Origin of the sequence: Egbenema bharatensis FJBBOT/2019 (genome assembly GCF_048077055.1) — a bacterium.
In the GTDB taxonomy this organism is placed as follows: Bacteria; Cyanobacteriota; Cyanobacteriia; order Elainellales; family Elainellaceae; genus Egbenema; species Egbenema bharatensis.
Genome location: NZ_CP182236.1, coordinates 918851 through 944814, shown reverse-complemented (window position 1 = coordinate 944814; position 25964 = coordinate 918851). Strand labels below are relative to the sequence as shown.

Sequence of the window (25964 nt, the reverse complement as noted above, 5' to 3'; positions counted from 1 at the left end):
TCCTAACCTCCCAATCGTCCGATCTAAAATGTGTCAACCCAGGTGGTTTCTATCAATTCTAAGATTTTCTAACCCATTCATCTAAAATCAAGGGGATGAAATTGAAATATGTCTAGAATCCCTTTGAAGCAGTACAGGCTTCTCCTTGTCACCTATCTTCGACCACAGCACGATCGCATCTTTTAGCTGGCGATTCTTCGACGCAGCCGCATTGGTTTAAAATTTCTCAATCCCCGGTTTACTTCGTTATTTCATTGATACAGCAATACGTAAATAATCTGATCGCAAACCAATCATCGTGGCATTCCTATTGATGGCGATCGTTTTGATTAATTAGATTCTTAATCTGATCACTATCTACTTCAACAAAAACGTAGCTTGGACTATTACTAACACTCTGCGAGCAGATTTAGTCAAGCTATTGCCTGAACCTGAATCTCTCATCAAATTGAAACGTACTGGACGATACCCATAGCCGCATACAATTGAAAAGCAGGCACAAGGAGAAAGCATCATGAAATTAAAAGTAATAATTCATGAAGCGGAAGAGGGTGGATTTTGGGCTGAAGTTCCCGCGATTCCAGGTTGTGCAACTCAGGGAGATAGTTTTGAGGAACTACTAGAGAACCTATACGAAGCTATTGAGGGTTGTTTATCAGTTGATGTGGAGCCACTTGATGCAGATAGCAAAAGCCGGATTATGGAAATTGCAATATGAAGTCAGTTTCTGGCAAAACGTTTGCCAAGATTTTAGAGCGTAGAGGATGGCAGTTGATTCGTATTCAGGGTAGCCACCATATTTACGGGAAACCGGGTGAGGTGACTCGAATTTCTGTTCCCATTCATGGCAACAAGGATCTGAAAATTGGTTTACTCAGACACTTTATGAAACAGGCTGGTCTCTCAGAGAACGATCTCCAGTAAAGTTCCAATTTTGAAAAATGCCCAAAAAATCAAGCAACTCAAGCAACGCAACATCCCGCAAACTGGATGCCCTGCTCGAACAGCTCAACCAAATTCAGGCGCAATTCTCCTCAGAATTCCCACCCTCAGAACCATCGATCGCCGAGTTACGCCAAATCCTCCAGAGTAAATATGCCGTGGCAGTGGCGCGAACTGCCAAACTGGTCAGCCGCCATGAAATTACAGAACTGGTTCCAGACTTAATGGCTGCCTTCGATCGCTTTATGACCAATCCTGCCAAAACCGATCCCAACTGCCATGCCAAGGCGGGAATTGCCGATGCACTGTATCGTCTGGAGCAGCGGGCTGAGGCTGTGTTTTTAGCCGGGATTCGCCATGTACAAATGGAACCCGTTTGGGGTGGGCAGGTGGATACGGCTCCGGGGCTGCGGGAAATCTGCGCGATGGGATTGGTGCGGATGAATTATTCAGAGGTGATGACCGAGTTAGCCGATTTGTTAGCCGATCCTGAACCCCCTGCCCGGATTGGGGCTGCCAGAGCGATCGCCTATAGCGAAAATTCTCAGGGGATTCCCCTGCTGCGGTTGCGGGCAAAGATTGGGGATGAGCCGCCAGTGCTGGCAGAGTGTGTCATCGCCCTGTTAAAACTGGATGCCGATCGATCGCTGCCCTTTGCCGCCAGCTTTTTACATGCTCCCCAGCCCCAAACCCAGGAGTTAGTGGCCCTGGCCCTGGGGGAATCGCGCCATCTCGGAGCCTTTGAGCCATTACGAAACTGGTGGAAGTTTAACCCAGAGCCGGATTTACGTCGGACGGCACTACTGGCGATCGCCATGTTGCGGCAGGATCAACCCCTGGACTTTTTGCTTTCCCTGGTTGCCAGCGGCAGAAATCTGGATGCCCATGATGCCGTTGCGGCACTGGAGCTATACCGTCAGGATATGGCCTTGTGGGAACGGGTGCGGGAAGCGGCACAACGGCGAGGAGATGCTGAGTTAATGGCGATCGTCGATTCAGCCCATTAAGTCGATTCAGCCCATTACAGCAATTGGATGAGTAAGCCACCCGTAGAGGCAGTTCGCGAACTGCCCTTACAGATTTTGTGTGGTCTACTGTAAGTTTAAAAATAAAAAATCCCCAACACGAAGCCAGGGATTTGAATCAGGGTGCATCTACCAATTCAGTATTCACGGCTACAGTGCCTCAACCGGAAAAGATGGAAAAAAAAGTTTAAACCTCTGCCCACATGCGGAGTAAATTAGCATGGGTTTTGCTGAGAATGTCGAACTCTGGCGTTTTGCCGTGTTTTTTGAATAGCAACTGCCGCACGGTATCCAGATCAAACAAAAGCTCTCGCTGTTCGGCACTGCGGACGATACTTTGAATCCAGGTAATCGCAGCGAAACGCACCCCTTTGGTCACGGGTTTCACCTGATGCAGGGAAGAAGACGGATAAATTACCATCGCCCCTGCCTCCAGCTTGAATGCTTTCTCGCCAATCGACGTATCAATCACCAACTCTCCGCCCTCATAGGAGGAAGCTGAGTTGAGAAACAGCGTCAGGGACACATCCGATCGATTGGGAGACCGATCGCCCATGATGGCATTATCCACATGAAGGCCGTAGGACATTCCAGGTTCATACTTGCTGAATAGAACTGGACGCATCACCTTAGGACGTACCGCCATTTGAAATAAAGGATTGCGCAAAAGAGCCTGAAAGACGATCGCGTTTAGCTCCTGAATCGGTTCAGACTCCGCCTTCACCTGAAGATTGTTTTTCACCTGCTGGGCATACCATCCGGCTGTCGTTTTACCATCAACAAACTCAGCGTTGGACAGTTTTTCGGTAATCAATTTAAGTTCCTGGGGCGTGAGCACCTGATCAATACAAAGCAGCATGGGTGGATGGCCTCATTGATTGAGAAATCTGTCTGAACGGTGGAGATCTGTACTGTCAAACGTATAAGTATAAACGTATAAGTATAAGGGTATAGCCGTCCGGATCTGAACCCATGCCTAATTCCATCACTCAGGCACAACCACCCCTGAAATTTATTCCACCTACCTACAACCCGATCGTCCGTCAGGTCGCTTCCTTCGCCTTGCCCCTCTGGATGCAGTGGCGATTAAATTTACGAGAGATTGCCGTCGATCAACCTGAAACCCTGTTGAAGCTCTATGAGCAGTTTCAAGCAGGACAGACGCGGTTTATGCTGGCCTTTCGCCATCCCAGTACGACTGATCCTTACTGTATGTATTATTTGCTGTCTCGGTATCTCCCCAGCGTAGCCAGGCAGCAGGGAATTGAGCTAAAATCCCCGATCCATGCACACTTTATCTACGATCGCGGCATTCCTCTCTGGGCTGGGAAGCATATTGGCTGGTTTTTTTCCCGGTTGGGCAGTACCCCCATCCGTCGCGGCAAGCTGGATACGGTAGGACTGCGATCGGCCAGAAATCTGTTCACCGACGGACAATTTCCCCTGGCGGCCGCCCCAGAAGGAGCGACGAACGGCCATAGCGAAATTGTCAGCTCAGTGGAACCCGGAATTGTCCAGCTTGGATTCTGGTGTGCGGAGGATCTGGTCAAGGCAGGACGATCGGAAAAGGTGCTGATTGTGCCGATCGGCATTCAGTACCAATACATTTCAACCCCCTGGACAGCTCTGGAAAAGCTTCTCAGTGAGTTGGAACAGGATGCCGGCCTTAGCCCCAACGTTCCGGAAGCGGATCTGGCATGGATTCAATCCCACACTGCCCTGACCGATCGCTACCACGCCCAGATCTACCGCCGCTTGATTCAACTCGCCGAGCATCTGCTGACGTTAATGGAAGACTTTTATCGTAAGTTCTATCGTCAGACATTCAGTGCCGTTCAGCAGGAGCAAGCAGCGAATCCAGAAGCGGTTCAAGCGGATGCCGTTGGCGCACTGCCAACCAATCACCACATTGCCCAACGCTTACAATCCTTGATGAATGCAGCCCTGCGAGTCGCCGAAACCTATTTCGACATCCAATCCAAAGGGGACTTCAACGAACGCTGTCGTCGTCTGGAGCAGGCAGGATGGGACAGAATCTACCGGGAAGATTTAAAGCAAATTGAAGCATTGTCCCCCGTGGCGCGAGGTCTGGCCGATCGGATTGCTGAAGAAGCCAATCTGCGACTGTGGCATATGCGCCTGGTAGAATCCTTTGTCAGCGTTACCGGACAATACGTGATTGAGAAACCGACCGTTGAACGCTTTTCGGAAACCCTGTTGCTGCTGTGGGATATGGTGGCGCGGCTGAAGGGAACCCACTCTTTTTCCCGGCCAAGACTGGGGGCACAGCGAGTTCAGATGACGATCGGCGATCCTCTCTCGGTGAGCGATCGATGGCAGTCCTACAAGGAAAATCGTCGCCAGGCGGTGGCGAATTTGACACAAGACATACAGCAGTCCCTGGAAAAAATGATTAGGATGTAGACAAATCAGGCGAAGTCCAGCCAGAGATTTGTTTCGTATCTGTCTAGACAACGCCTTGCCAACATCACGAGAGGTTGCTCCGATGGAACTGAACATTCCTACCCTCAAAACGCCCCAGGAACTAGAGCAGGCGATTCAACGGTATCGGGCTGGTGAGTGGAACGGCAATACGCTGTTTGCCCTCTGGGAAGCAATCCGCAATTCTGCCCTGGCCAGGCCAACACTGATCCAAAGCAAGATCCGGTTCCAGGGGAAGATAGCTATTAAGGCAAGCTATCCATTCCTTTGAACTAATATACAAGCTCCCGAAGGATTGTGACTTGAATCATCTGTTAATCATTCTGCCTGGTTGACTGGGCGGGCAAGATGCCCACCCCACAAAAGTTGCAAGAATTTCAGATGATTTAATTTGCATCCCTAATCCACAAAGTCTCCCCGCACCCAACCTGCTACGCCGGAAGAAAACTCGACGTAGTACCAGGTGTAACCGTCTTCCCCTTGAGTCACATCCGCAATGTGAATGGGGTCGCCTGCATACCCAGTATGGCGGACGGAGGCAGTGGTGCTGGCATCATCCCGGACGTTAATCACCGCACCGGGATCGTTTGCCGTTAGAACGGAACCGTCGTGGCTTGATTGCTCCGATGTGGTGTAGTCAGCATCGGTAGACGTTCGATCGGCATAGGAAGCTTCCCTGGATTGATCAGGACTATACGAGCTGGTGCTTGAGCTGGTGCCAGAAGAACTGGTGCCAGAGCGATCGCCCGTGGAGCTGGCGTACGGATTGGGAGAATCGGTTGAGGTGGAACCGTAGGGATTGGGGCGATCCGTTCCGGCTCCCGGCGAAGAAGAGGGACGAATTGTAGAATCGCTGCCAGGCTGAATGACTCCGGGTTGAACATTGCTTGTAAAGCGCTCAGATTCCCCGGAACGATTCTGTGTGACAAAATCGCTGCGAACCCACCCCTCATCTGATGAATTCAACGTGATTTTGTACCAGGTCTGACCATCTTCTCCCTGAGTTTGATCAGCAATTTGAATTTGATCCCCCGTCCGCCCAGTTTGCTTTATGGGGGAAGAAGTAGTAGCCCGTTCGCGAATATTGATCAATGAACCTGGCTCAGAGGAAGTGAGATAAGCGATTCCAGCTTCAGCATCCCGTGCCTGTCTGGCTCGTTCATCGGTTGCCCCGGCGGCGGCTTGCTCACCGGTCATCACCTCCACTTCGCCCTCAACTGCTGCTGCAAACCTTAAGGCCCGGCTGTAATCCGTAAAGCTGGCTACCTGAACCGTAGGAACCCCCGTTTCTCGACGGACTGTGCCGATCGCATCATTACAGTACTGGCGACGAACTTCATCTGGATTTGCCCGATCGATGTACACCACGTACCAGGTTTCTCTGGGTTCAGAGGACGATTCGCCACAGGTGGGCTGGGGAAAATTGAGATCCAGGGACTGTTCTGAGTTGTAGAGCAAAGAATCCTGCGATTCACCCGATCCACTCAGGTTGTTGGATGCAAAGGAGCAACCCGACAACAGCGAAAGCCCCAGACTGAGAACAGCGATCGATCGGACGTACCGTGGACTGCGATTTTGAGAACCGATTCCATTGGTTTCCATAGCGTGGAACCTCCACCTACCTTCAAGCACAAGACGATAATTCAGATGAATATAAACAAGCCAGAATAGCTTCTATACCGTTTTTTCTCTATATATAGAGCAGGCTTGAGAAAAAACTTTTTATGCAAGCCCTTGATATAGCGTTGCTAATTCAACGTTCATCTAATATATATCGCCCGCACAATTCCGGCACACTCACTTCGATCGCAGTTTTCGCCGCTCAGGTTTCACTGTCAAATTTCACTGCCAGATTTCACATGTCAATCTGCCAGACAATCTGCCAGAGATGCCCTAATCTTCATGATCCTCAAACGGATCGCTCAATTCCTTGGAGGGCGGGCCAAAGGAGGTGTAGACGGAAAATCCAGTAATGACAATTAAGAAGGCGCAGATGGTGATGATAAGAACTGTTGCAGATTCCATGTGCTGAAAGAGCTTGATATCGTATTATTCTTATACTATTACGGATCGTTAAAATCTTAGTAAAGATATAAAGGTCACTCATGGCACAGCGGACTCGGTTGGGAGAAATTCTTAGACCCCTTAACTCTGAATACGGTAAAGTGGCTCCTGGTTGGGGAACCACGCCGCTCATGGCAGTCTTCATGGGGCTGTTTTTTGTTTTCCTGCTCATTATTCTGCAAATCTACAACTCATCTTTGATCTTGGAAGGTGTCGGTGTAGATTGGAGCAGTCTCGGTAGCTAGTTTGTTAATTAGAGCATCGCTCTGAATAAAAAAACGCAATTCAGGCTCCCCGGACTTTCCGGGGTTTTTATTTTCCAGATTTTTGCCCAGGTTTTGACTGAGCACCCATTCCCCCCTCATTCATCCCCTAAACTAGAGGGGAAAGAATAACGATCGCAATCAGGAGGCAGAGTTTGTGAATATTTTCGGAATTGGCTTGCCGGAAATGGCGTTGATCTTCACCCTGGCACTGCTGGTTTTTGGGCAAAGAAATTACCGGAAATTGGTCGGAGTTTGGGGAAAGCGATTCGCGGGTTCCAGGAGGCTTCAAAGGAATTTGAGACAGAATTTAAGAAAGAAGCCGATCGCATTGAGAAAGTTGTGAAAGAACCGATGAAGGCAACGCTGGAACCCAAACCGCCCAAAGCACTGGCATCGGCACCGGAAGCGAAGGAGTCTGCGCAGCCCGCGGAGGAAGCGGCGGCAGAGGTTTCCGAGGTCACGGCTGATTCAGCCCGGCAAAGTTAGGCTGCCCAGCATTAGCAAACGGTTGCCATGACTGACTCCAATTCTTCTCCTGAACTAGTGTTTCCCCAGCTCATCGTTGGCCTGGGGAATCCTGGCTCCAAATACGATCAAACCCGCCATAATATCGGCTTTGAGGCGATCGATGCCTTGGCGCGTCGTTGGCAAATTAGCCTCTCAGAACACCGGAAGTTTCAAGGTAAGTTTGGCGAGGGCTGGGCCAATCACCGCGATAAAATGCGCCTGCTGAAACCCCTGACCTATATGAACCTGTCGGGACAGTCCATTCGAGCCGTCGCAGACTGGTACAAAATTCCGCCGGAAGCGGTTCTGGTCATCTATGATGATATGGATTTGCCGATCGGTAAAATTCGGCTGCGGCAATCGGGGTCAGCCGGTGGCCACAATGGCATCAAATCCACGATCGCCCATCTCAATAGTCAAAATTTTCCCCGCTTAAGAATCGGGATTGGTAGCCCGAAAAACCAGCCCGCTAGCGTTAAGGGCGAAGTGATTTCCCATGTGCTGGGACGATTTTCTGTGGCTGAACGGCGCACGATGGATGAGGTGCTGCAAATGGTGATCGATGCGATCGAAATGAGCCTGAAGCAGGGCATTCCCAAAGCGATGAGCCTCTACAACAGCCGGGCGATCGGGCTGGATGTGGATGCTTCTTAGGATGGTGAATGCACCGGTGCGATCGGGCTGCCTTTTGGGCTGGGCGGGCAAGATGCCCACCCCACAAGAGTTTCAGGTGTCAAATTTGCAGCCCTGAGGCAGGCGAAGATAGAACAGTAGCGCAGGCATCTTGCCTGCCAGAGGCAAACCCGTTTAAGGTAAGTCCGTTAATTCTCGCGGCGGACTGCGCTTTCGTGCCAGTCTCGGAGCAGGAAATCTGAGAACAGGGTCAGGGATACGAAGATGGTTACGCCCAGAACCGAGGTGAGCAGTAGGGCCGCGAACATGCGGGGAATTTGTAAATTAAAGCTGGACATCAGGATCTGGTAAGCAATCCCCGATCGCGTGCCGCCTGTTCCTGCCACGAATTCTGCCACTACTGCGCCAATTAATGCCAGACCGCCACTAATTCGCAATCCGCCTAGAAAGTAGGGCAGCGCACTGGGAAGCCGCAGATAAAGCAGGGTTTGCCAGCGGGAAGCGCGATAAAGCTGAAAGAGATTGATCAGGTTATGGTCGGCACTGTTTAGCCCCAGGGTGGTGTTCGACAGGATGGGAAAGAAGGCAACAATCCAGGCGCAAATGACCAGCGAGATAAAGGTGGAGTGTTGTCCTGGAAATACTTGCCTGACCCAGAGAATAATCAAAGGGGCGATCGCCACAATCGGTGTCGTTTGCAGAATCACAGCATAGGGAAAGAAACTGCGTTCAACCCACTTACTTTGAGTGAAGAGAACCGCAATGGATAACCCTGAAACGATTGCGGCAACAAAGGCAACGATCGTAATTTTGAGCGTCACCAGCAGGGCAGGAAAGAGAACCCCCCAATCCCGAATCAGCGTCTGGCAAACCAAAATCGGCCCTGGCAGCAGATAGGGGGGAGTATTAGTCAGGCGGACTCCCACTTCCCAAAGGGCTAATACCAGCAGTCCTACCATTACAGGAGCCAGGACTTCGACGGATAAAAGTCGCTGAATCGGTGGGAAAAAGCGACTTCTACGGGATGCAGTCCGATCGCGGGATGAACGAACGGAGCGACTGGAGGGACGACCAATGCTACTCACGGCTAAGAGATCCCAATTATTTGGGGCAGACTATCTCCTACATATTGACACACTCCCAACGGTCATGCTGTTCATGGAGGGACACACTGCGTTCAGAAATCAGGAAAACCTGACGTAATTTTACGATCGTCAGAGAATGAACGCGAAATCACGATTACAATGAGTTGCATCACAGTTCAGTGAGTTGCATCACAGCCCAGCCGCTATGTCAGGGTAAACTTTGCCCTTCTTCCCCATTCCCCCAACGCTACCAAGCATGAGCAAGCCCCCAACGAAAAGCATCTTGCTAGTAGACGATGACTTCAGTTTTTTGATCATGGCAATGGATGCTATTCGAGCAACAACCAGCACCGCCATCGCTTTTCAAATTGCCCTGAACGGTGCAGAAGCCATGAACTACCTGAGAGGCGAAATGGAATATGCCGATCGGGGGCAGTATCCCTTGCCGGATCTGGTGCTATTTCAGGTGAATCTCACGGGTATGAGCGGACTGGAGTTGCTAGCCTGGCTCAAACGTCAGCCCCAATTCCAGGAGATACCTGTTATTTTGATGCATGCACCGGATTCAGAACTGGAGCCGAGCGACCTGGAACAGGCTACGTATCTGGGTGTGAGTTTGATGATTAGCAAACCGACCTCCCCCCAATCTGCTTCCGATTTTTCTAAACAAGTTCTGAATGTTTTGTTTGCGGCTTGATTACCACGTCACGGTGTGGTCGGACATGAAGCTCACACCACCTGCTAACGCGAGGTGGTGGTGTCGGTGCTAACCTGTAACTATCTGATTAGTCCACAGGTCACACAAACAAGCCCAGCTTCTAGGCGAGTGTCGGGAACTTTTGCCCGAACACCCCTCACTGTCCTTTCGGCAAGTGAGCTTAAGAATCCCTCTGGCAGCGATATTGTGAGAGCCGTTCAGGTCTGCTGAATATCGCTTGCCAGAAGAGAATTTAGCCAGAGCATAGTTTTTAGAGTCGCGCCGCACAACACCAGACCCGTCATACGCCAACTTCGAGGTATAAGCAGCAATCACATCTATTGTCTTGCCACCCACCTCTTGCCACTTCATTTCGCTGTGTTGGCGAATCATTGCCTTGAGCCAACCATGAAAGCGTTGTCGCAAGGTAGAACGTTTCCGTCCCCCCGTTGCCTTCCACCCTTTCAGGTTCTCAAACACAATCGCTTGAGTGTTGAACGCTTTGGCAATTTGCACAATCCGCTTCGAGACGAGGTGGGCAATTTGCTGGTTGATGTGACGGCACTTGCGATAGGTGTTGGAGCAAAACCCTTTTTGCAGCTTGCCCCCTTTGCCCATCGTCTGACTTGCTCTGACTGAAACCGACTTCAGGCGTTGATCTCTGCGGTCTATGTCTCTTCCAGGGTGAATGAATTCACGATGGATTACAGTACCGCAAACCGTCACGACTGAAACCGTTGCTGTCGTGTTAATCCCCAAATCTACAGCAACCACATTTTGGTCGGGTTGCCGCTTTTCGGGGTGACACTCAAACGGAACAGAGAGATGACACGCCTGTTGATTGAAAATCAACGATGGAGACAGCAACTTATTGCTATTTACTGTGTGCCGCTCTCTCAGTCCTGATATTTGAACCGTTGTCCAAACCCAGTCTGTTCCAGTAAATACCTTGATTTCTACCTGCTCCAGTCCGTGTAGCTTGTAGCACTGCCCTTTGTACAACACCGGGTAGCATCCAGTATTTGCATTCAGGGCAGGAGGTTTAGCATCTCGTCGCTTGCGAGTTCCTGATTGCCATTCCTGATAACGGGTGACAAAGCTACTAACTTGCCCAACAGCAAAAAGAATTGCGGCTCTGCGGTAATAACTGGGGAACTTGTGAAACACCTTGTCAATGCAAGGATATTTTACATTTGGGTTTTGACTTGTCGCATGGATTAGCCGTTCTACAGCAGGTACAACTTGCTGGTTCGACAGTCCTCCTAATTGCGCCCAATGGGTGAAAACGATGCCCACCAAATGACGACACAAACGGCGATAAACCTTAACCGTTTCGGCAAACAACAACCGCTGCTCACCAGTCGGCTTCAGGCTCCATTTGTCTGTTCTAATGATGGGCTTTCGTTTTATCATGAAGCAATTGTACTACTATAGTGTTAGTTTTGTCTATGCGGCTAAAACCCTATGGTCACTGCCTTGGCTCTCTTATTGTGCATATCGTGTTCGTGACAAAATATCGTCATCCTGTCATTACAACCGAGGTGGAGGCTCGACTCCAATCAATGATGTCTAAGCTTTGCCAAACGCAGAAATGCACATTACTTGAATGCAAGGCAGACCTGGGAAGTAACGACCACATTCATCTGTTGGTAGAGATGGCTCCTGATATTGCGCTGTCCAGATTGGTCAACATCCTTAAAACAATTACCAGTCGGGAAATCCGCAAAGAGTATCGGGAGTTTCTGAAACCTTATTACTGGAAGCCCGTGTTCTGGAAGCGTGGATATGGATTCGTTTCTAGTGGTGGGGCAAGTCTGGATGTACTGAAACGGTACATTGAAAATCAGGGTTATGAGGATTAACCTGGACTGGCAACTCCGCTTCGCTCCTTTGCCTCGCCCGAACCCCACCTGCTAACGCGAGGATGGGGTGTGCGGGCTACCTTTGTTCAAGGATTGCAGCACCTCTAAAAATGCGTAGATGGCCGGGGTTTGTAGGGCATCGGCTAAAACGGCTGCCCCAATGATGCGGTAAAGGGGAACGGGCAATGAATAAATCTGCACTTTGGGTGGAATCGGTTCTGCGGCCAGCCGGGGTAAAATTGCGGTTCCTAATCCCTGGGCAACTAGGCTAACGATCGTGGAATCCATTTTGACTTCATAGGCAGTAGTGAGCTGATAGCCGTGCGCCTCTGCATGGGCATAGACCTGCTCCATCATGATGGAATGATTCGGTGGCATAATCAGGGGTTGGGCCATCAGTTCTTCCCAGGTGATTTCAGCCCTGTCTGCTTTGAAGTCAGCAGGAAAAAGCGCAACAAACTCATCCTGAACCATTTTCCAGGTCTGTAAATCATCGCTGGCGGGCAGGAAGGTAAACCCCACATCGGCTGCCCCGTCCCGCAATGCTTGCTCGACATGCAAGTAGTCTTCGTACTCAGTCAGGCTCACCCCGATCGCTGGAAATCGTTGATGAAAGCTGGCAATGACTGAAGGCAGTACGTGGGTCGCCACACTGCGAAAGGCAACCAGCCGCACCTGCCCACCTTCCAATCCCCTGGATAACAAAGCTTCTTTCTCAATCTCATCCGCCTGCTGCACTATTTCCCGTGCCCGTACCACGATCCGTTCCCCGATCGGCGTTAACCGTGCTCCCCGCCGCCCTCGCAAGAACAAGACCACTCCCAAATGTTCCTCCAGGGCTGCGATCGCATGACTCACTGCCGGTTGCGACATTTCCAACTGCAAGGCTGCTTCACTAAAGTTCTCACAGGCTGCCGCCGCAACTAAAACCCGCAGTTGGGATAGCTTTAACTGATTTTGATGATTCACTCTTGAATGATTGGTCCGCATCCGCTGGTTGGCCGTCATCGCTCCCCTAATCTTCAATAAGCCTGCTCATCACTATACGGCGACACTGCCCATTTGCCTGAATTTCAGCATTCCCACCCCCGATAGATTCCACCTCCATCGCTACCCGGCGCAGCACTCGATCGGCACTGAACCTGCGATCGATACAATCGGACAACGGAATGATCGGATAACAGCATGATCAGATAACAGCATGATCGGATAACGGACGGCAAAATTCAGCTATTTAGCGAACAACACAGCAAAATGACTGGCAGAATCGGACGATCGCCCTTTCATACCAGCCATTTCATTCAATTTGGGAGGGTGTGACTCTGTACGGATTTAGCCCTGCCAAACCCCTACCGTGGCTCATCCTATGGCGAGACCGCTTCTGCCCCTACCATTTCCACCAACTGCGTCACCCGTTCCTTGATTTCATCCCGGACTCTGGGGAAAATTTCCGGTTGTTCTGCCGGATCGTCTAGCTGCCAATCCTGAAATACCTCACGAGTCACCCATTCCGGCGGTAGATTGACTCCGCAGCCGCACAGGGAAATCACCACATCAAAATCCTCTGCTTTGAAGTCACTCAGGGGTTTGGAGTGCTGATCGGTAATATCAATCCCGATATCCTTCATGGCAGCGATCGCCTCTGGGCGCACCTGACTGGCTTCTAACCCCGAACTCACCACCTCAATTCTGTCCTTACCGATCGTCTTCGCAAACCCTTCTGCCATCTGGGAACGGGCAGAGTTCTTTTTGCAAACGAACATGACTTTTTTCATGATGAATCTCGTTAAAGAAAATAAAGTGGTTCAAAAATTGTGATGTTGCCGTTGCTCTCGCCTTTACTCCCGAATACTGTAAGGCTGTAGGCAACGGGGATCCGGGAGCGATGCCTTCTCTGGCTCACGGGGAAACCAGAAGGCCGTCCGCTTGCAGAATTTCACCAGCATCAGCATCACGGGAACCTCGATTAACACGCCCACAACTGTTGCCAGAGCCGCACCAGAGTCCAGTCCAAACAAGGTAATCGCCGTGGCAATGGCCACTTCAAAGTGATTGCTGGCTCCAATCAGGGCTGCCGGAGCTGCATCCTCGTAAGTCATCCCCAACTTCTGGGCTGCGACATAGCTGATCAGGAAAATGAAGTTGGTTTGAATGAATAGCGGAACAGCAATCAACAAAATATGGAACGGATTTTCGATGATCAGATCCCCCTTAAAGGCAAACAGCAGGATCAACGTAATTAACAAGGCTGCGATCGCCACTGGGGAAAGATATTTCAGGAATTGTCGCTCGAACCATTCCCGCCCTTTGTGCTTGAAAATCCAGTAGCGGGAATACATGCCGGCCGCTAAAGGCAAACCCACGTAAACTAGAACGGAAAGGACGATCGTTTGCCAGGGTACAACCAGATCATTTGCCGCCAAAAGCCATCGTCCCAACGGTGCGTAGAGGAACAGCATTGCCAGGGAATTAATCGCCACCATCACCAGCGTGTGGCCCTGATTACTATAGGACAGATACCCCCACATCAACACCATTGCAGTACAGGGGGCAATCCCCAGCAGGATCGCGCCAGCAATGTAGGAGTTGGCCAGCGTAATTTCTGCACCCCGCACCAGTTCCGTTCCAGTAATCAGCGGCCGGAATAACCAGCCCAGGAAAAACTGGGCGAAGACCACCATCGTAAATGGTTTGACCAGCCAGTTTACCACCAGGGTCAGCATCACTGGTTTCGGAGTTCGGGCCGCTTGGGCCGCCTGCGTAAAGTCGATCTTGACCATGATGGGGTACATCATGAAAAACAGGCAGATGGCGATCGGAATCGACACCTGGTAAATGCTCATGGCATCCAGCGTCGTTGCTACTCCTGGAAACAATCGCCCCACCAAAATGCCTGCAATAATGCACAGAAACACCCAAACCGTTAAATACCGTTCAAAGAAGCTCAGTTTTCCACCGGCCTGAACTGCTTTTTTCCTGCTGATCTCAGAGTTGTGAGTACTCATTGCCTTCCTTACATACCACGACACACAGATTTCGTTACATCGCTTCCATGTTTATCTTAGGCGGAAAAGGCAATTACATCAAAAAAATCTGATATGTTTACCGACAAAAATTCCAGCTTTAGTTTGAGCTACAAATTCAAAAACCAGCGAAATTGCTTTATGTCAGGAATTTAAGCGATCGCCCCATCCCCTCCAACCATCAAGGCTGAAGTCGATCGCAGATTAAGAAAACCTGAAATATGCCCGGCAGGGTGAAAAAACTGGGAAAGCTGGGCAGACCAGATGCCCACCCCACAAGAAGGAAGGCACAAGAGGGAAGAACCTCCTACTTTCTTCTTTCTACTTTCTACTTTCTTCTTTCTTCTTTCTATTTTCTACTTTCTTCTTTCTACTTTTGTGACCTCAGTCCTCAGTCCTCAGTCCTCAGTCCTCACTCCTCACTCCTCACTCCTCACTCCTCACTCCTCTCACGGCAAAACCAACTCCCCGATCACTTCCAATCGCTTAAAGTTGCCTAGCGTCATGAAGGTTTCCATCAGGGTTTCGGCGATCGTGGGACTGATCCAGCCCATTTGTTTCAGCAGGTGAATCGCCACTGCATACTTGGCCCGTTTCGCACCATCCATTGCCTTGATCGTCAGACCCAGCCCTTCGCCGACACGACCGACGCACTGAATCCCTTCCGCTCCCGATTTGCTGACCAATTCTCCACCGGACAGGCGCATCAATTCCGTATCAAACTGACCTTCCCCGGACACCATTGTGGGATGGTGGGTCATGGCCCGCACAATCCGCTCCATGTCTAAGCTATCTCCAGAAGCTAGCAGGGCGTAGAGGGTAGCCATCTGGACAAGCTGCATAAAATAAGTCGGCACACCGCAGTCATCGTGGGCGTGAATCAGTTCATCCGGCGGCATCCGAAGCTGTTCGGCGATTTTGCCAATCATCAGCTTTTGTACAGGATGATTGCGCTGGGGGTAGTTGGAAAGCGGGTAGTTCAGCTGCCGACAAACGGCCAGCATTCCGGCGTGTTTGCCAGAACAATTGTGTTCTAGCCGACTGCGTTTGCCAGGGGGAATCGGACACTGGAGCGCAGAGGGATCAACATCACATCGCCACAAAATATTAAAGACTTGTCGGGCTTGCTCTACCGTTCCCTGGTGGGAGCCACACATCACCGCCAGATCTCGATCGGTTAAATTAAATCGTTCCAGGGCCCCAGTCGTGGCCACGGTCAATGCTTGAAATGGCTTCAGGGCAGACCGAATAAACGTAGCGGTTTCTGGACTGCCGGCCACGGAAAGGGCCCGTCCCCGATTGTCTGCCACAACCGCCTGAACCCGATGGGTCGATTCAGTGATCCCTTCCCGCAGGAGCCGCACCTGAAGTTCTGCGGTCTGTATTACTCGTTTTCCCCTTGTCATGCGTAGCCTACGCCCTACTCCTTAAAAAATTTGCCACACGACAACCCCCACCCCAAATAGTCCCGCAATCACCCCAAAGGTAATCTTGAGGCGTTTGAGAATGGACTGGATCTGGTAAGTGACAATCAGCCGATCGCGCTGCAAGATATCATCCGGCTTTTCCCAGACTTGCCCATCATACCAGCCTGACTCTTCATAAACGACCAGCGGTTGGGCCAACCGATTGCGAACATACCACCAGCCCAGGTACAGGCGCACCAGGGCCAGGGTAGGTAAAATCATCGCCCCTGCTGCCCCAAACAGGAAAAAGTGGACTGGATGCTTACTGGGTGAGAAGCTGGTGGCAGCCACCGGGAAGGAAATCAGCCAGCTCAAGCTCCAGAGGATAAGGGTGGGTTTGAGGTATCCCCACACATCCAGTGTGGCCCATCGGAAAAACCAGGATTCTCGGAGTTCCTGGTACTCATGCATGGGCTGCTGTTCTAGAGGGACGGGGCAAACAGGGGCGGAAGAAGGCATAACACACCTAGCTGGGTCTTTAAGTGAATTCCAGAAGCCAGATGCTTTTTACTTTAACGAATCTGGGACGGGCTGAATAGAGGGATTTGCCAGGGGGGTAAACGGAATTTGTTCAGCATGACCCCAGAAGGCTTCCAGGTTGTAGAAGGTTCGCTCTTTGGGCTGAAAAATGTGGACAATCACATCGCCGTAATCCATCAACACCCAGTTTCCCTCTGCCTGTCCTTCCTTCCGCAAAGGACTCCGCTGCCATTCTTCTGCTACTTTTTCCTCAATGGAGTTGGCGATCGCCCGTACCTGCACGTTGGAGAATCCGGTGATCACTACAAAGTAATCTGCCAGGTAGGATACATCGGTCACGTTGAGAAGAAGAATGTCGGCTCCTTTCCGATCGTCTGCTGCCTGGGCAATGGTTAGGGCCAGTGTGTAGCTGGGGTCGTCAGAACGGCTGACGTGGGACGCAAAACCAGTGGTGTCTGAGGCAGACTGAGGCATGGGCCGAGGGGATGAGGAATCTATCATCAAAAATTCAATACTCCTAATTTGTGCAACATGGTTTGGGGTTTGAACATGAACATGGATCTAGTTGAATCTGATTGGATCTAATTGGATACTAATTTGGACATTTTTGGACATTAGATGACAGGTTAGAACATTGGTACAGTTCAGGATCGCGGATTGAACAATTTGTGCGATCGTTCTGGTGGGTTGGCTGGTGGGTTGGCTGGTGGGTTGACTGAGCGGGCAAGATGCCCACCCCACAAGAATTGAGATGATTCAATTTGCATTTGTTCGCCTGATCGATCGGTTTCGCGTTAAGCCACATCGTCGTCGCCCAACGCGGGTGGGGTAAAATCCGGCGGAACCGGAATGGAGAAGTTTTGTGCAAAACAGCAAAATCTTCATGGGCGTAAATGGGAAGCAGAGACTGGTTCAGGCGAGGGGTGGGTGAATGAATGCTGAGCGGATTGCAAGAACCAATTGCGGGTGGCGATCGCCCGTGGATGAATCAGGCGACGTTTTTCCATCAAGTGTTGCAGTGTATAATCACAGGTCATCCAAACGGCTTGGTGCAGGTGATGCTGGCTGGTTTGGCGCAGGGTATTTAATTCTGGGGTGTCTCCTCGCCCCGGTTCTAAGCTGTCGGATAGGAATACTACACAGCTAATGGCAGACATTCCGGGTCTACCCAGGGTATGATTTGCGATCGCTGCTAATATTTCTTCATCTACCACACCGAAGACATTTCTGGCGACGATCGCGCTGACATCGGCATGGAGCAGATGCGGATTGGCTTCATCCACCGGATCGATCGCTAACCCTTCCTTTTGGGCCATCTCCAGCAGTCTTTGCGGTTTGAAATACTTGGCCAGGTCATGCATTAACCCTGCTTGTGCCGCCTTTGCTTCATCCAGCCCATGCTGCTGGGCCAGGGTCACTGCCATCTGCTCCACCCTCAGGATGTGACTGATGCGAGACTCAGGAACGTTATCAGCAAGCCAGTCTAGAACGTGTTGGCGCAATACTCCAGGGTTTTCTCCCATGCAAAGGTTAATCAACGACCGTGCCCCTATTTTAGCCTAAGTTCCTCGATCGGGCGATCGGGGGGTGGGGGATGAGCTTATTTCGATATCTCGAACAATGTGCAGTCGAATTAGCTTGGGACGTTGTTCCGCTTCAAAATGGCGTTGCACGGCATCTCGCACCATCTCGTGGATCTCTTCGATCGTCTCGCCTTGAGTAAAGATGGATTCTCCTGGTCGCTTTAGCGAGGGCGAAGCACTTATCGCCAAAGATTATCTACCAGTGCTTTACCTTGTTTTTCAGGCTCAATTTTGAGTTGCTCAATCCGATCGCGCAGTTTCTCTTGTTCCCGTCTATCTTTAACTGTGGCTAACATTTGCAGGGCAAGATGGGTCAGTTGAATGGCATACCCGGTGATGCTCTCGTCGCTCATAGTCCTAGCTGTGCTTTGGCATCTTCCCAGGAAATGGTGTTGCCTTGTTCTGCCTGGACAATGCTTTGGCGTAGTTTGGTGACAAATTCGGTATCGGTGAGGATGTCGAGGGTTTCGAGCAGTTCAGTGAGTTGGGTATAGCTGAGGGCAGCGATGACGGGAACGCCGTCTTGGGTAATGATGATGGGTTCGTCGGTTAGTTCGTCAGGCAGGATGGGGAGTTGTTGTTGCGCCTGGGCGATCGTGAGTTTTTTGGGCATGGGATGAGAAGCGATTAGGGTTAGATTCACTATAACCAGCAAATGAGGTGGGTGGGCGATCGGGTTATGTAACCGATGCAATGGGGCGATCGCTACGAGACTTTCTCATACGCTTTTAAAAACTCCTCGCGGGTGATCCTGGCTTGAGTACAAATTGTTCGCAGCGTTGAACTTTTGATTTGTTTGTGGTTGGGAAGCGTCAGAGGTGTTCTACTTCCATTCCATCTGGATGTTTTTCAACAATGATTTTGATGCTTTGCATAAAGGGTAGCGATCGGTGTGAAACTTTCGCTCATTATCTCCTGCATCTGTAAGTTCTGGGAGAAGTGAAGGTTGTGTGACTGGGCGGGCAAGATGCCCACCCCACAAGAGGTTTAGTTGATTGAGTTGCTTTTCCTAAATTGTTTGGTGTGCGATCTGGAATGGAGGTCAGCACCAGGAATTTGGGAATTTTAGATTTTAGATTTTGGATTTTGGATTTTGGATTGTGAATGAGGCAGAATTTAAGCGGCGGACGAAAGGGGTGGCGTTGCGGGTGATTCGGTTGGTGGAGGTGTTACCGTCGGGGGGAGCATCGGGTGTGATTGGGAAACAGTTGTTGCGATCGGCGACTTCGGTAGGTGCAAATTATCGGGCTGCTTGTCGTGCCAAATCACGCCTAATGTGAATTAGACAGAGCAGTTTAAGACTGTTGGAAGGTTAACACATGGATGCCAAACTGCTGTTTGAGCAATAACCGCAGGGTATGGCTTGCCAGTTTAGCTGCAATGTGGACACAAAAGCCCTCTACGGTCTTGTTGAGCAAGCGTTCGGGGTTACGTCCAGTGTTTTGAATTTCATGAAACACCCCTTCAATGCGCTGACGCACTTTGGAGATGAAGCGATTGAGGGATGGGGGATGCTGCTGTTTCTGATTTTTGCGCAAGACAGTCCAAATCTGATTGCCGGTGCGCTGCTGCACTTGGAGTTGCCAGTCCTGGTCGATAAACCCCTTGTCACCGTAGATGGTGCACCCTCGGGCGACCGCTAAGAGCGACTCAATGGCAACCCGCTCATCGGTGTTGGCTGGGACTAAATCATAGGCAATCGGAATCCCGTTCCAGGTACTGAGTAAGGCGAGTTTGTAGCCGAAGTAATACATCTGGCGCGACGCACAATAGCCAGGGGTTGCATTGCCAGAAAAATCACTGCGTGTCTTGTCCCGCTTGAGTCCCAGTACGGGAATCGGTTTGGTGTCCACCAGCAGATGCGTTTGCTGGGTCGCTCCTAATGCCACGACCCAACTGCGTCGCAGTGATTCCAGCATCCCATCTAATTGGCGTAAGCGCCGATTGAATTGACTCTGATCCAACAACTGTGGAAACCAGCAGAGATAGTTGGCACGCATAAAGCCGAGAAACTGGGTTTCACCCGGAAAGGGCAGATAGTCCATCAGCAGTGCTAAGGTCAGCATTTCGCTATCACTCAATTGCGCTTGTACTCCTGGTCGGGGGCAGTCTAACGGTGCAATCTGCTGGCGATACCAATCGTCTACCAGAACAAAAATGGTGGTCATCAGGCTGGGAAAGTCTATGCTAGTCATGGGAGAGGTGAGCTTCAAAGGTGGTACTTCGATTCTCAACCTCTCCCACCTTTTTGTCCAATTCACATTAGACGTAAATCTACTGCCGATATCATTGCCAAGCTGAGCATTGTGGAGGAGGAAGCGGATGAATGCCTCTACTGGATGGAACTGTTGGTGGAGCCGGGTTTAGTGCCTGAAGCAAAGCTCAAAAGCTTGATTGCAGAGGTAAATGAAATCGTTGCTATGACCGTGCAATCGATCAAAACTCTCCGCGCCAGATCTCAAAAAACAAGCAATCTAAAATCCAAAATTCCCAGGGCCAGGTAGCGGATCGCCAAACCACCTGACTTCCCGTGGGGAGGGGGTCTGAAATAATTCTTTTGGATCGGACTGAAGCACTTGTCTGCTACAGTTTACAAGCCGCAGCACGAGAGAAGAACCACCGCCCCAACCGCACCGCACCGCACCCAACCCCCCACCCAACCCACACCCACCCAACCAATCACCACCCGGAAATTCTCCCGCTGGAGATAAGTCAAGGTCTGCTGCTAGTGAGTCATAGCTTAACCACTGGCCATCCTTACGCCAGCCAACGCGATCGCCAAACTCTTCCCATTCCTCATTGTATTCCGTTGGACTTCCCACTTCCTGCCAAATTCTCGCTTGCACACTGAAACCAAACTTGCCGTCGCTATGCTGTACCCATAGGTCGTCGAGCCACTGCAAATCCTCGCAGGGAAAATTTTCAAGACTTGCTTCATCGAGCCAACCTTTTTGTTGCCGATTTGCTATTTGTAACACTAACTGCCTTGTTTCGTCATCTGCTCCACGCCAATCGTTTGCCTGCAAAAGCGATTCTAGCGTGGAATAATCCGGTGGTGAAGCTTCATTCTGACTCAACACACCAATTACACTGACACCAATTACGCCAATGCCCAGGGGAATCCCAACCTTCAAGAACTTTTGCCTTGTCCAGGTCGTTGCAGTAGGTCGCGGATATGCAGGCTGAGGCGGAGTTGTGGGTAGTTTTGGTTGATTGGCAGCGGCTGGCTTTTGCCGTTCAGCCTCCTCTCGCTGGCGTTGGGTTTCGGCTTGCCGTTTACGCTCTGCTTCGGCTTCCTGATGCTGCCGTTCGACTTCTGCCTGTACTTGTTGTATACGTTGGGCTGCCGCCTGTCGTTGCCTTTCCATTCTCAATTTCAATTCCCGCTGCCGCCGTTCGGCTTCTGCCCGTTCCTGCTCTATACGTTGGGCTTCAGCATGCTGCTGGCGTTCTAGGTCTGTAATATACCCCTCTAAATCTTGACCATTCAACGCCGATCGCTCAATGGTCGCCACATCCTCAGGCTTCAGCCGTAAGTGTGCCCGATAGTCCCTCAAATCCTGAATTGTGCGCTGGCTCAGGGGCGTTTCCCGCTCCAGGCACTGGTCTAGAGTCTCTTGGTACTCCTGGCGCTTGCGCTGATACTCCCGATGGGGCTTCAGCACCTCCGCTTCAATGGCCTCTGCCTCGGCATCCGACAAGCCCAGTTCTGCTCGGAGCCGGATCAGCAACCGCTTGGCTGGGATTGTAAACTCTGTTGCTGTGGCTCGGCACTCGGCTTCCTTGCGATATTTCAGCTTGGGGTCATCCTGGGGAGAGCGGGCCAGCCGAATCCGATACCCTTGCCCCTGGGGAATGAAAATCTTGGGACTCATGGCCGGGGAGGTTTCCTCCACCTTTCGCCCCGCATACCGATGGAGGTCTTCCGCCGTGATCACCCCATCGCCATCCTCATCAGCAGCACCACTGGCAATGCCCTCTACGAGATAGCGGGTATAGATGGACAGATCCGCACCCTTTTCTTCAAAGGAATAATCCACCGCACTGGTGGAGGTCAGGATCACTCGCCCCTCCGCTCCCAGTTGTTCCTTCAGCGGAATTTCACCATCATCCTTGCCAACTAGGTCACCAAAAGCGCCGCTAAAGCAACAGTCGAGGATGAGTACCTGGTATTTGGCTTTGCAACCCCCAATGCAATCATGGAGAAACCGAGCCGGAATTGCAGTAGACCGCACGAGTCGATCGCGCTGCTTTTCGGTATTGGTGGCAGCAAAATAGAGGTCGCGGCGATCGTCCTTCACCCCGTGCCCCGAAAAGAACAGCAGCACCAAATCCTCCGGATGTCGCTCCTGGAACCATAGTTCAATTTCCCGTGCCATCTCAGGCTGAGTGGGGTTAATCAGCGGCTTGGCTTCGTCGAAACCGCCCATTTCAGGGTTCAGCAACACCTCCCGCAGCGCGGCCACATCCTTAGGGGCGGCGGGTAGCGGTTGCAACCCCTCCCCGTAGGTGTCAACGCCAATTAAGAGTGCATACTTTCCCATTGAGTTGGATATGGATGGCTAAGGCTGATTTCCAGGTTCGGTTTGCTGTTCCCGTATCTTAACCCGCAGATTGGCTAACCGCTCGATGGTATCCGCCGCCTGATCTAGCTCCTGTTTATTGCGATACTCAATGTTGTAGGTCATGCCATCGATGTCGCCGGACAGGGTCAGCGTCTTGCCATAGCGCAGGTTCCCCAGGTAGTCCATCACCTTGCCCAGGTTCTCACGGTTGATCTCAGCGGTCAGAATCCCGACGAGAAAGGCCGCTACCCCAGATTTAGCCGCCTCTGGGATATCCTCATCCCGAGCCAGACGGGCAGATTGCACCAGGTCGCCAGACTCCATTTCATCGGCGATGGTTTGCATAAAGCTCTCCAGATCAGCGCGATCCAAATCCAGACCCGCTTCGCTGAAGTCAATTAAAATGGAACATGATTCGGGCATAGTAGCTGCTTATATACACGCTGAGTCTAAGCTCATCATAAATTATTCAGCCCAAACGTAACCTACTACTACAAATCCCTCTTCTCTTGTGGGGTGGGCATCTTGCCTGCCCAGTCAACTGAGCCGACCCACCCTACACCAGTTACCCAATCCCCAATCCTCAAGGCTCAATCCTCCTCAAACTCATCTAACCGATGCCGATCGATCGTTTCTTGTTGCTCAGATAAAGCAAGCCAGTCTTCAATCATGTCATTCATGAGTCCGTTCAATGACTGCTCTCGGATGCCTGCAAGCCGTTTCAACAGACTGTAGGTATCAGACTCTACATAGACTCTGATTGCTTTCTGATCCGGTCTTTTTGCTGCCACTGCCCCACCTCGTCTTTGAATGAGGTATTGTCTCACGCTGTTTAGGCTTAGTAGGTTTATTGACCTACTGCGACAAATGAACCTATACTAAGCAAAACCTATCGAGGAATTTCAAGCATGATCACCCTCACCGATGACGAGGTGGCTTTACTGCGAGCCATTCTCACCCACCTCCGATCGATCAAAGTCCGCGATATCGACAAAGCCCTGGTCATCCTGTCCAAAGGAGATCGCCAACCATGATTGTGTTAACCGACCAACAAGCCCTTACCCTGCATCATCTGCTCACCGCCATCCTGCTCAACGAAACCTACCGCATCTCTGAACTCGAAGATGCCATTGTCTGGACAGCCCCCGAAAACCGACAGATTCTCTGCCCCTTTGACTCCCTCTGGTCAAAAAACCTGGCGCAGGAAATTGTCAGGCTGATGAATCAGCCAGGCTAGGACTGCAAATTGAATCATCTGTAACCCACATTCCGCAGGTCTTATTTGAGACTGATCGCTTATTGAAGCACTTGTCTTAGAACGCTTTCAAAACAGTGCATAAAATTGAGACTCACATTAAGACTCAATAAGCTTAGCTTGTTGACAGCGTTTTCAATAAGATCATCGCAAATGCCCAAGGCATATTGGCAATTCTCAATAAGAAAACTCAACCTGCGGAATGTGGGCTGTAACTCTTGTGGGGTGGGCATCTTGCCCGCCCAGTCAGGCTACTCTTTTGAGATCATTTTATAGCGATCGCACGGTTGCTGTTCAGGCTGCATGACTGGGGTTAAGTCCCGCAAATCAGCCCAGGGGCATTTCCAGGGGGACAAGATTTTTGGTAAACCAATGGTGACAAAGGACTGATCTCTAGCTTTAATCATGCGACGAATCCGGCAACTACTTCCCATCCTGTTTATCATTCTGATGCTAACTGTGGCGGCTCTAGCGATTCGGAATGAACTCCAGGAATATAGCCTGCAAGACATCTGGCAGAGTATTACCGCGATTCCTAAACCGCGCCTTTTGACTGCCCTGGCTCTCACCGGATTGGGCTACATCACCATTACAGCCTACGATTTGCTGGGCTTTCGCTACATTCGTCGGCAACTCTCTCCCCTCAAAATTGGCTTCACCGCCTTCCTGAGCTACGCCATTGGCAACACCGTCGGCTTCACCCTCCTATCTGGAACCGCCATTCGCTATCGGTTCTATTCACCCTGGGGCGTTCCCCCCGTTGACATTGCCAAAGTCATCGCCTTCACCCATCTCAGCTTCTGGTTGGGGATGTTTTCCATTGGTGGCCTCGTCTTTTTAGTAGAACCCCAATCGATCCCGCAGTTATTGAATCTACCGCTCCACAACACTTCCCCCCTGGGCGTAGGGTTTCTGCTGACTGTGGGGGTATACCTGCTCCTCAGCTTTTGGATCAGAAAGCCGTTACGGATTCGAGGTGAAGAATTTGTCCTGCCATCGGTTCCTCTTTTCCTGGGGTTAATCGGAGTCACGATCGTGGATTGGGGCGCAGCTTCAGGCGTTTTATATGCATTGTTGCCAGACATGCCGTTAAGCTATCTCAAGTTTTTCGGGCTGTATGTCTTAGCGATGGTTGCTGGAATTGTGAGTACCGTTCCTGGCGGGTTGGGCGTGTTTGAAACCGTGATCCTCCTGCTTCGTCCTGCCAATATGCCCGCAAACGATGTGCTGGGAGCCTTACTCACCTTTCGCTGCATCTACTACTTTTTGCCGCTGTTTGTGGCGATCGGGTTGATGTTGTTGTTTGAAGTGCGTCGTTCTCAAAAAAGAGATCAGTCCGCAGAACAATAATCGGAAAACTGGGATCATCTCACTGATGCAATTTTCAATGCAATTCCTTGATGTAATCCGATGGACTGTTGCGCTGAATCAGAAGTCAGTACCAACTCATTTCAGACAGATGATGTTAATGTAGTGAGCAACACGGTTAAAGCTCGGATTGTAAGGCAATATTTCCGGTGGAGAGGGTAAATTCTCTCTGCAATCGAGCGGTGAGCAGTCAGTATCGCACAAGCGCAGCCTGGAAACGTCCAAACGGTGCAAGTCGAATTTGCCCAAATGAATACAACACAAGTGAATAATCATAGCCAAGTGGGAGCTACAACCATGTTCAAAACAGAAGACTACGTGCTGCACAGAAGATTTCGGTATTCTGGAACGGTGACAGGATACGGGCAGCGGTTAGTCGATGGAAACTACCTGCAAACCCTCAAAGTCCGATTAGCAAGTAGCGTGATGGATAGCCAGGAAATCATTGTGGAAGATCTCACCTCCCGCTGGATTCGATCGAATATTGAAGATGATTTAAAAACATTGCGGAGCTTTTAGCGATCCCTATTTGATCCCCGTTTTGATCCTACGTTGATTTTATCTCCTACCAATTCTTTACAAGGTTGCACATGATACCGACCTCTGCCAACTTCTCCTCACCCAGGGGAAGAACTTCAGGTGGTGGGGTGAATTCTATGCAGCATTACAAAGAATCAGTGCCGAAGATGGATAGATGGATA

At 50.8% G+C, this 25964-nt stretch carries 35 protein-coding genes and 3 pseudogenes; 16 read left to right on the top strand and 22 right to left on the bottom strand.

Features of this window, described 5'->3' with window-relative positions:
• Positions 1 to 514 precede the first annotated feature (514 nt).
• From ACM1PF_RS04420 to ACM1PF_RS04410, 3 genes are read left to right on the top strand one after another with little or no spacing between them, the layout of a single operon-like run.
• Positions 515 to 718, top strand: a complete 204-nt coding sequence (locus ACM1PF_RS04420; RefSeq protein WP_416672582.1) for a type II toxin-antitoxin system HicB family antitoxin — start codon at positions 515 to 517, stop codon at positions 716 to 718.
• Positions 715 to 924 (top strand): type II toxin-antitoxin system HicA family toxin, encoded by a 210-nt coding sequence (locus ACM1PF_RS04415; RefSeq protein WP_416672580.1) that lies wholly within the window; start codon positions 715 to 717, stop codon positions 922 to 924. Before ACM1PF_RS04420 ends, ACM1PF_RS04415 begins: the two co-directional genes overlap by 4 nt.
• Positions 925 to 941: 17 nt before the next feature.
• A complete protein-coding gene (locus ACM1PF_RS04410; protein WP_416672579.1) occupies positions 942 to 1949 on the top strand; it encodes a HEAT repeat domain-containing protein in 1008 nt (335 codons plus the stop codon).
• A gap of 205 nt (positions 1950 to 2154) precedes the next feature.
• Here the strand turns inward: ACM1PF_RS04410 and ACM1PF_RS04405 are convergent, their stop codons facing one another.
• A complete protein-coding gene (locus tag ACM1PF_RS04405; RefSeq protein ID WP_416672577.1) occupies positions 2155 to 2826 on the bottom strand; it encodes a Fe2+-dependent dioxygenase in 672 nt (223 codons plus the stop codon).
• 113 nt (positions 2827 to 2939) lie between these two features.
• On the opposite strand from ACM1PF_RS04405, the gene ACM1PF_RS04400 reads away from it, so the two are divergent.
• Complete coding sequence (locus tag ACM1PF_RS04400; RefSeq protein ID WP_416672576.1) at positions 2940 to 4391, top strand: 1-acyl-sn-glycerol-3-phosphate acyltransferase; 1452 nt, start codon at positions 2940 to 2942, stop codon at positions 4389 to 4391.
• Positions 4392 to 4473: 82 nt separating this feature from the next.
• The gene (locus ACM1PF_RS04395) at positions 4474 to 4680 is read left to right on the top strand and encodes a hypothetical protein (protein WP_416672575.1); all 207 of its coding nucleotides are present in this window, start codon (positions 4474 to 4476) and stop codon (positions 4678 to 4680) included.
• Positions 4681 to 4808: 128 nt separating this feature from the next.
• On the opposite strand, the gene ACM1PF_RS04390 is transcribed toward ACM1PF_RS04395, so the two are convergent.
• Entirely contained in the window at positions 4809 to 6011 is a 1203-nt protein-coding gene (locus ACM1PF_RS04390) for an SH3 domain-containing protein (protein WP_416672573.1), read from the bottom strand.
• A gap of 291 nt (positions 6012 to 6302) precedes the next feature.
• Positions 6303 to 6434: a photosystem II reaction center protein PsbN gene (gene psbN, locus ACM1PF_RS04385; RefSeq protein ID WP_416672572.1), complete on the bottom strand. Its 132-nt coding sequence runs from the start codon at positions 6432 to 6434 to the stop codon at positions 6303 to 6305.
• An 80-nt stretch (positions 6435 to 6514) separates the two neighbouring features.
• On the opposite strand from psbN, the gene psbH reads away from it, so the two are divergent.
• The 3 genes and pseudogenes from psbH to pth all read left to right on the top strand — a co-directional run bounded on the left by psbH (position 6515) and on the right by pth (position 7900).
• Positions 6515 to 6718: a photosystem II reaction center phosphoprotein PsbH gene (gene psbH / locus ACM1PF_RS04380; RefSeq protein WP_416672571.1), complete on the top strand. Its 204-nt coding sequence runs from the start codon at positions 6515 to 6517 to the stop codon at positions 6716 to 6718.
• A 175-nt stretch (positions 6719 to 6893) separates the two neighbouring features.
• Positions 6894 to 7225, top strand: a pseudogene (locus tag ACM1PF_RS04375) (TatA/E family twin arginine-targeting protein translocase).
• Positions 7226 to 7252: 27 nt separating this feature from the next.
• Positions 7253 to 7900 (top strand): aminoacyl-tRNA hydrolase, encoded by a 648-nt coding sequence (gene pth, locus ACM1PF_RS04370; RefSeq protein WP_416672570.1) that lies wholly within the window; start codon positions 7253 to 7255, stop codon positions 7898 to 7900.
• 167 nt (positions 7901 to 8067) lie between these two features.
• On the opposite strand, the gene ACM1PF_RS04365 is transcribed toward pth, so the two are convergent.
• Positions 8068 to 8838, bottom strand: a complete 771-nt coding sequence (locus ACM1PF_RS04365) for an ABC transporter permease (RefSeq protein ID WP_416676560.1) — start codon at positions 8836 to 8838, stop codon at positions 8068 to 8070.
• Between the two features lie 382 nt (positions 8839 to 9220).
• Between ACM1PF_RS04365 and ACM1PF_RS04360 the strand changes: the two genes are divergently transcribed.
• Positions 9221 to 9661, top strand: a complete 441-nt coding sequence (locus ACM1PF_RS04360; protein ID WP_416672569.1) for a response regulator — start codon at positions 9221 to 9223, stop codon at positions 9659 to 9661.
• 69 nt (positions 9662 to 9730) lie between these two features.
• Here ACM1PF_RS04360 and ACM1PF_RS04355 read toward each other — a convergent pair whose 3' ends face one another.
• Entirely contained in the window at positions 9731 to 11074 is a 1344-nt protein-coding gene (locus ACM1PF_RS04355) for an IS200/IS605 family accessory protein TnpB-related protein (RefSeq protein WP_416669176.1), read from the bottom strand.
• Positions 11075 to 11109: 35 nt separating this feature from the next.
• On the opposite strand from ACM1PF_RS04355, the gene tnpA reads away from it, so the two are divergent.
• Positions 11110 to 11523: an IS200/IS605 family transposase gene (gene tnpA, locus ACM1PF_RS04350; protein WP_416669175.1), complete on the top strand. Its 414-nt coding sequence runs from the start codon at positions 11110 to 11112 to the stop codon at positions 11521 to 11523.
• A gap of 51 nt (positions 11524 to 11574) precedes the next feature.
• Here the strand turns inward: tnpA and ACM1PF_RS04345 are convergent, their stop codons facing one another.
• From ACM1PF_RS04345 to ACM1PF_RS04290, 12 genes and pseudogenes are all read right to left on the bottom strand, one after another.
• Positions 11575 to 12531: a LysR family transcriptional regulator gene (locus ACM1PF_RS04345; protein WP_416672568.1), complete on the bottom strand. Its 957-nt coding sequence runs from the start codon at positions 12529 to 12531 to the stop codon at positions 11575 to 11577.
• Between the two features lie 356 nt (positions 12532 to 12887).
• Positions 12888 to 13298 carry an arsenate reductase, glutathione/glutaredoxin type gene (gene arsC, locus ACM1PF_RS04340; protein WP_416672566.1) on the bottom strand — a complete coding sequence of 137 codons (411 nt, stop codon included), beginning with the start codon at positions 13296 to 13298 and terminating at the stop codon, positions 12888 to 12890.
• A gap of 63 nt (positions 13299 to 13361) precedes the next feature.
• Complete coding sequence (gene arsB / locus ACM1PF_RS04335) at positions 13362 to 14528, bottom strand: ACR3 family arsenite efflux transporter (protein ID WP_416672564.1); 1167 nt, start codon at positions 14526 to 14528, stop codon at positions 13362 to 13364.
• 170 nt (positions 14529 to 14698) lie between these two features.
• On the bottom strand, positions 14699 to 14839 hold the full coding sequence (locus ACM1PF_RS04330) for a hypothetical protein (RefSeq protein ID WP_416672563.1): 141 nt from the start codon (positions 14837 to 14839) through the stop codon (positions 14699 to 14701).
• 156 nt (positions 14840 to 14995) lie between these two features.
• The gene (locus ACM1PF_RS04325; protein ID WP_416672561.1) at positions 14996 to 15952 is read right to left on the bottom strand and encodes an asparaginase; all 957 of its coding nucleotides are present in this window, start codon (positions 15950 to 15952) and stop codon (positions 14996 to 14998) included.
• Between the two features lie 21 nt (positions 15953 to 15973).
• Positions 15974 to 16471, bottom strand: coding sequence for a CGLD27 family protein (locus ACM1PF_RS04320; RefSeq protein ID WP_416672560.1), 498 nt, complete (start codon positions 16469 to 16471; stop codon positions 15974 to 15976).
• Positions 16472 to 16519: 48 nt separating this feature from the next.
• Positions 16520 to 16966 carry a ribosome silencing factor gene (gene rsfS, locus ACM1PF_RS04315; protein WP_416672559.1) on the bottom strand — a complete coding sequence of 149 codons (447 nt, stop codon included), beginning with the start codon at positions 16964 to 16966 and terminating at the stop codon, positions 16520 to 16522.
• Positions 16967 to 17373: 407 nt separating this feature from the next.
• Positions 17374 to 17994, bottom strand: a complete 621-nt coding sequence (gene yqeK, locus ACM1PF_RS04310; protein WP_416676559.1) for a bis(5'-nucleosyl)-tetraphosphatase (symmetrical) YqeK — start codon at positions 17992 to 17994, stop codon at positions 17374 to 17376.
• Positions 17995 to 18051: 57 nt separating this feature from the next.
• Entirely contained in the window at positions 18052 to 18264 is a 213-nt protein-coding gene (locus ACM1PF_RS04305) for a type II toxin-antitoxin system HicB family antitoxin (RefSeq protein ID WP_416672557.1), read from the bottom strand.
• Positions 18255 to 18428: a hypothetical protein gene (locus ACM1PF_RS04300; protein WP_416672555.1), complete on the bottom strand. Its 174-nt coding sequence runs from the start codon at positions 18426 to 18428 to the stop codon at positions 18255 to 18257. The genes ACM1PF_RS04305 and ACM1PF_RS04300 overlap by 10 nt, the downstream gene beginning before the upstream one ends.
• Positions 18425 to 18688 carry a type II toxin-antitoxin system Phd/YefM family antitoxin gene (locus ACM1PF_RS04295; protein WP_416676558.1) on the bottom strand — a complete coding sequence of 88 codons (264 nt, stop codon included), beginning with the start codon at positions 18686 to 18688 and terminating at the stop codon, positions 18425 to 18427. The genes ACM1PF_RS04300 and ACM1PF_RS04295 overlap by 4 nt, the downstream gene beginning before the upstream one ends.
• 92 nt (positions 18689 to 18780) lie before the next feature.
• Positions 18781 to 18909: pseudogene (locus tag ACM1PF_RS04290) on the bottom strand (type II toxin-antitoxin system HicA family toxin); the annotation flags it as partial.
• A gap of 266 nt (positions 18910 to 19175) precedes the next feature.
• Here ACM1PF_RS04290 and ACM1PF_RS04285 point away from each other — a divergent pair.
• Positions 19176 to 19343, top strand: a pseudogene (locus tag ACM1PF_RS04285) (four helix bundle protein); the annotation flags it as partial.
• A 27-nt stretch (positions 19344 to 19370) separates the two neighbouring features.
• Here the strand turns inward: ACM1PF_RS04285 and ACM1PF_RS04280 are convergent.
• On the bottom strand, positions 19371 to 20270 hold the full coding sequence (locus tag ACM1PF_RS04280) for an IS982 family transposase (protein ID WP_416670324.1): 900 nt from the start codon (positions 20268 to 20270) through the stop codon (positions 19371 to 19373).
• Here ACM1PF_RS04280 and ACM1PF_RS04275 point away from each other — a divergent pair.
• Complete coding sequence (locus ACM1PF_RS04275) at positions 20199 to 20579, top strand: four helix bundle protein (RefSeq protein ID WP_416676557.1); 381 nt, start codon at positions 20199 to 20201, stop codon at positions 20577 to 20579. The two genes, ACM1PF_RS04280 and ACM1PF_RS04275, sit on opposite strands and share 72 nt — an antisense overlap.
• Here ACM1PF_RS04275 and ACM1PF_RS04270 read toward each other — a convergent pair.
• The 3 genes from ACM1PF_RS04270 to ACM1PF_RS04260 all read right to left on the bottom strand — a co-directional run bounded on the left by ACM1PF_RS04270 (position 20550) and on the right by ACM1PF_RS04260 (position 23467).
• Entirely contained in the window at positions 20550 to 22619 is a 2070-nt protein-coding gene (locus ACM1PF_RS04270; RefSeq protein ID WP_416672553.1) for a caspase, EACC1-associated type, read from the bottom strand. The genes ACM1PF_RS04275 and ACM1PF_RS04270 overlap by 30 nt on opposite strands.
• An 18-nt stretch (positions 22620 to 22637) precedes the next feature.
• On the bottom strand, positions 22638 to 23063 hold the full coding sequence (locus ACM1PF_RS04265) for a hypothetical protein (RefSeq protein ID WP_416672551.1): 426 nt from the start codon (positions 23061 to 23063) through the stop codon (positions 22638 to 22640).
• A 167-nt stretch (positions 23064 to 23230) separates the two neighbouring features.
• A complete protein-coding gene (locus ACM1PF_RS04260; protein WP_416672550.1) occupies positions 23231 to 23467 on the bottom strand; it encodes a hypothetical protein in 237 nt (78 codons plus the stop codon).
• An 81-nt stretch (positions 23468 to 23548) separates the two neighbouring features.
• Between ACM1PF_RS04260 and ACM1PF_RS04255 the strand changes: the two genes are divergently transcribed.
• Together ACM1PF_RS04255 and ACM1PF_RS04250 are read left to right on the top strand one after the other, a co-directional pair.
• A complete protein-coding gene (locus ACM1PF_RS04255) occupies positions 23549 to 23674 on the top strand; it encodes a hypothetical protein (protein ID WP_416672548.1) in 126 nt (41 codons plus the stop codon).
• Positions 23671 to 23877: a hypothetical protein gene (locus ACM1PF_RS04250; protein ID WP_106175589.1), complete on the top strand. Its 207-nt coding sequence runs from the start codon at positions 23671 to 23673 to the stop codon at positions 23875 to 23877. Before ACM1PF_RS04255 ends, ACM1PF_RS04250 begins: the two co-directional genes overlap by 4 nt.
• 269 nt (positions 23878 to 24146) lie before the next feature.
• Here ACM1PF_RS04250 and ACM1PF_RS04245 read toward each other — a convergent pair whose 3' ends face one another.
• Positions 24147 to 24302, bottom strand: coding sequence for a hypothetical protein (locus tag ACM1PF_RS04245; RefSeq protein ID WP_416672546.1), 156 nt, complete (start codon positions 24300 to 24302; stop codon positions 24147 to 24149).
• On the opposite strand from ACM1PF_RS04245, the gene ACM1PF_RS04240 reads away from it, so the two are divergent.
• Both ACM1PF_RS04240 and ACM1PF_RS04235 read left to right on the top strand, forming a co-directional pair.
• Entirely contained in the window at positions 24301 to 25245 is a 945-nt protein-coding gene (locus ACM1PF_RS04240) for a lysylphosphatidylglycerol synthase domain-containing protein (protein ID WP_416672544.1), read from the top strand. The two genes, ACM1PF_RS04245 and ACM1PF_RS04240, sit on opposite strands and share 2 nt — an antisense overlap.
• Positions 25246 to 25560: 315 nt before the next feature.
• Positions 25561 to 25782 (top strand): hypothetical protein, encoded by a 222-nt coding sequence (locus tag ACM1PF_RS04235; protein WP_416672543.1) that lies wholly within the window; start codon positions 25561 to 25563, stop codon positions 25780 to 25782.
• Positions 25783 to 25964 lie beyond the last annotated feature (182 nt).

Coding starts and splice junctions, on each gene's coding strand:
- ACM1PF_RS04420 (WP_416672582.1), top strand. CDS start 515: ATGAAATTAAAAGTAATAATTCATGAAGCGGAAGAGGGTGGATTTTGG.
- ACM1PF_RS04415 (WP_416672580.1), top strand. CDS start 715: ATGAAGTCAGTTTCTGGCAAAACGTTTGCCAAGATTTTAGAGCGTAGA.
- ACM1PF_RS04410 (WP_416672579.1), top strand. CDS start 942: ATGCCCAAAAAATCAAGCAACTCAAGCAACGCAACATCCCGCAAACTG.
- ACM1PF_RS04405 (WP_416672577.1), bottom strand. CDS start 2,826: ATGCTGCTTTGTATTGATCAGGTGCTCACGCCCCAGGAACTTAAATTG.
- ACM1PF_RS04400 (WP_416672576.1), top strand. CDS start 2,940: ATGCCTAATTCCATCACTCAGGCACAACCACCCCTGAAATTTATTCCA.
- ACM1PF_RS04395 (WP_416672575.1), top strand. CDS start 4,474: ATGGAACTGAACATTCCTACCCTCAAAACGCCCCAGGAACTAGAGCAG.
- ACM1PF_RS04390 (WP_416672573.1), bottom strand. CDS start 6,011: ATGGAAACCAATGGAATCGGTTCTCAAAATCGCAGTCCACGGTACGTC.
- psbN (WP_416672572.1), bottom strand. CDS start 6,434: ATGGAATCTGCAACAGTTCTTATCATCACCATCTGCGCCTTCTTAATT.
- psbH (WP_416672571.1), top strand. CDS start 6,515: ATGGCACAGCGGACTCGGTTGGGAGAAATTCTTAGACCCCTTAACTCT.
- pth (WP_416672570.1), top strand. CDS start 7,253: ATGACTGACTCCAATTCTTCTCCTGAACTAGTGTTTCCCCAGCTCATC.
- ACM1PF_RS04365 (WP_416676560.1), bottom strand. CDS start 8,838: ATGGTAGGACTGCTGGTATTAGCCCTTTGGGAAGTGGGAGTCCGCCTG.
- ACM1PF_RS04360 (WP_416672569.1), top strand. CDS start 9,221: ATGAGCAAGCCCCCAACGAAAAGCATCTTGCTAGTAGACGATGACTTC.
- ACM1PF_RS04355 (WP_416669176.1), bottom strand. CDS start 11,074: ATGATAAAACGAAAGCCCATCATTAGAACAGACAAATGGAGCCTGAAG.
- tnpA (WP_416669175.1), top strand. CDS start 11,110: ATGCGGCTAAAACCCTATGGTCACTGCCTTGGCTCTCTTATTGTGCAT.
- ACM1PF_RS04345 (WP_416672568.1), bottom strand. CDS start 12,531: ATGACGGCCAACCAGCGGATGCGGACCAATCATTCAAGAGTGAATCAT.
- arsC (WP_416672566.1), bottom strand. CDS start 13,298: ATGAAAAAAGTCATGTTCGTTTGCAAAAAGAACTCTGCCCGTTCCCAG.
- arsB (WP_416672564.1), bottom strand. CDS start 14,528: ATGAGTACTCACAACTCTGAGATCAGCAGGAAAAAAGCAGTTCAGGCC.
- ACM1PF_RS04325 (WP_416672561.1), bottom strand. CDS start 15,952: ATGACAAGGGGAAAACGAGTAATACAGACCGCAGAACTTCAGGTGCGG.
- ACM1PF_RS04320 (WP_416672560.1), bottom strand. CDS start 16,471: ATGCCTTCTTCCGCCCCTGTTTGCCCCGTCCCTCTAGAACAGCAGCCC.
- rsfS (WP_416672559.1), bottom strand. CDS start 16,966: ATGCCTCAGTCTGCCTCAGACACCACTGGTTTTGCGTCCCACGTCAGC.
- ACM1PF_RS04300 (WP_416672555.1), bottom strand. CDS start 18,428: ATGAGCGACGAGAGCATCACCGGGTATGCCATTCAACTGACCCATCTT.
- ACM1PF_RS04295 (WP_416676558.1), bottom strand. CDS start 18,688: ATGCCCAAAAAACTCACGATCGCCCAGGCGCAACAACAACTCCCCATC.
- ACM1PF_RS04280 (WP_416670324.1), bottom strand. CDS start 20,270: ATGACTAGCATAGACTTTCCCAGCCTGATGACCACCATTTTTGTTCTG.
- ACM1PF_RS04270 (WP_416672553.1), bottom strand. CDS start 22,619: ATGGGAAAGTATGCACTCTTAATTGGCGTTGACACCTACGGGGAGGGG.
- ACM1PF_RS04265 (WP_416672551.1), bottom strand. CDS start 23,063: ATGCCCGAATCATGTTCCATTTTAATTGACTTCAGCGAAGCGGGTCTG.
- ACM1PF_RS04255 (WP_416672548.1), top strand. CDS start 23,549: ATGATCACCCTCACCGATGACGAGGTGGCTTTACTGCGAGCCATTCTC.
- ACM1PF_RS04250 (WP_106175589.1), top strand. CDS start 23,671: ATGATTGTGTTAACCGACCAACAAGCCCTTACCCTGCATCATCTGCTC.
- ACM1PF_RS04240 (WP_416672544.1), top strand. CDS start 24,301: ATGCGACGAATCCGGCAACTACTTCCCATCCTGTTTATCATTCTGATG.
- ACM1PF_RS04245 (WP_416672546.1), bottom strand. CDS start 24,302: ATGATTAAAGCTAGAGATCAGTCCTTTGTCACCATTGGTTTACCAAAA.
- ACM1PF_RS04235 (WP_416672543.1), top strand. CDS start 25,561: ATGTTCAAAACAGAAGACTACGTGCTGCACAGAAGATTTCGGTATTCT.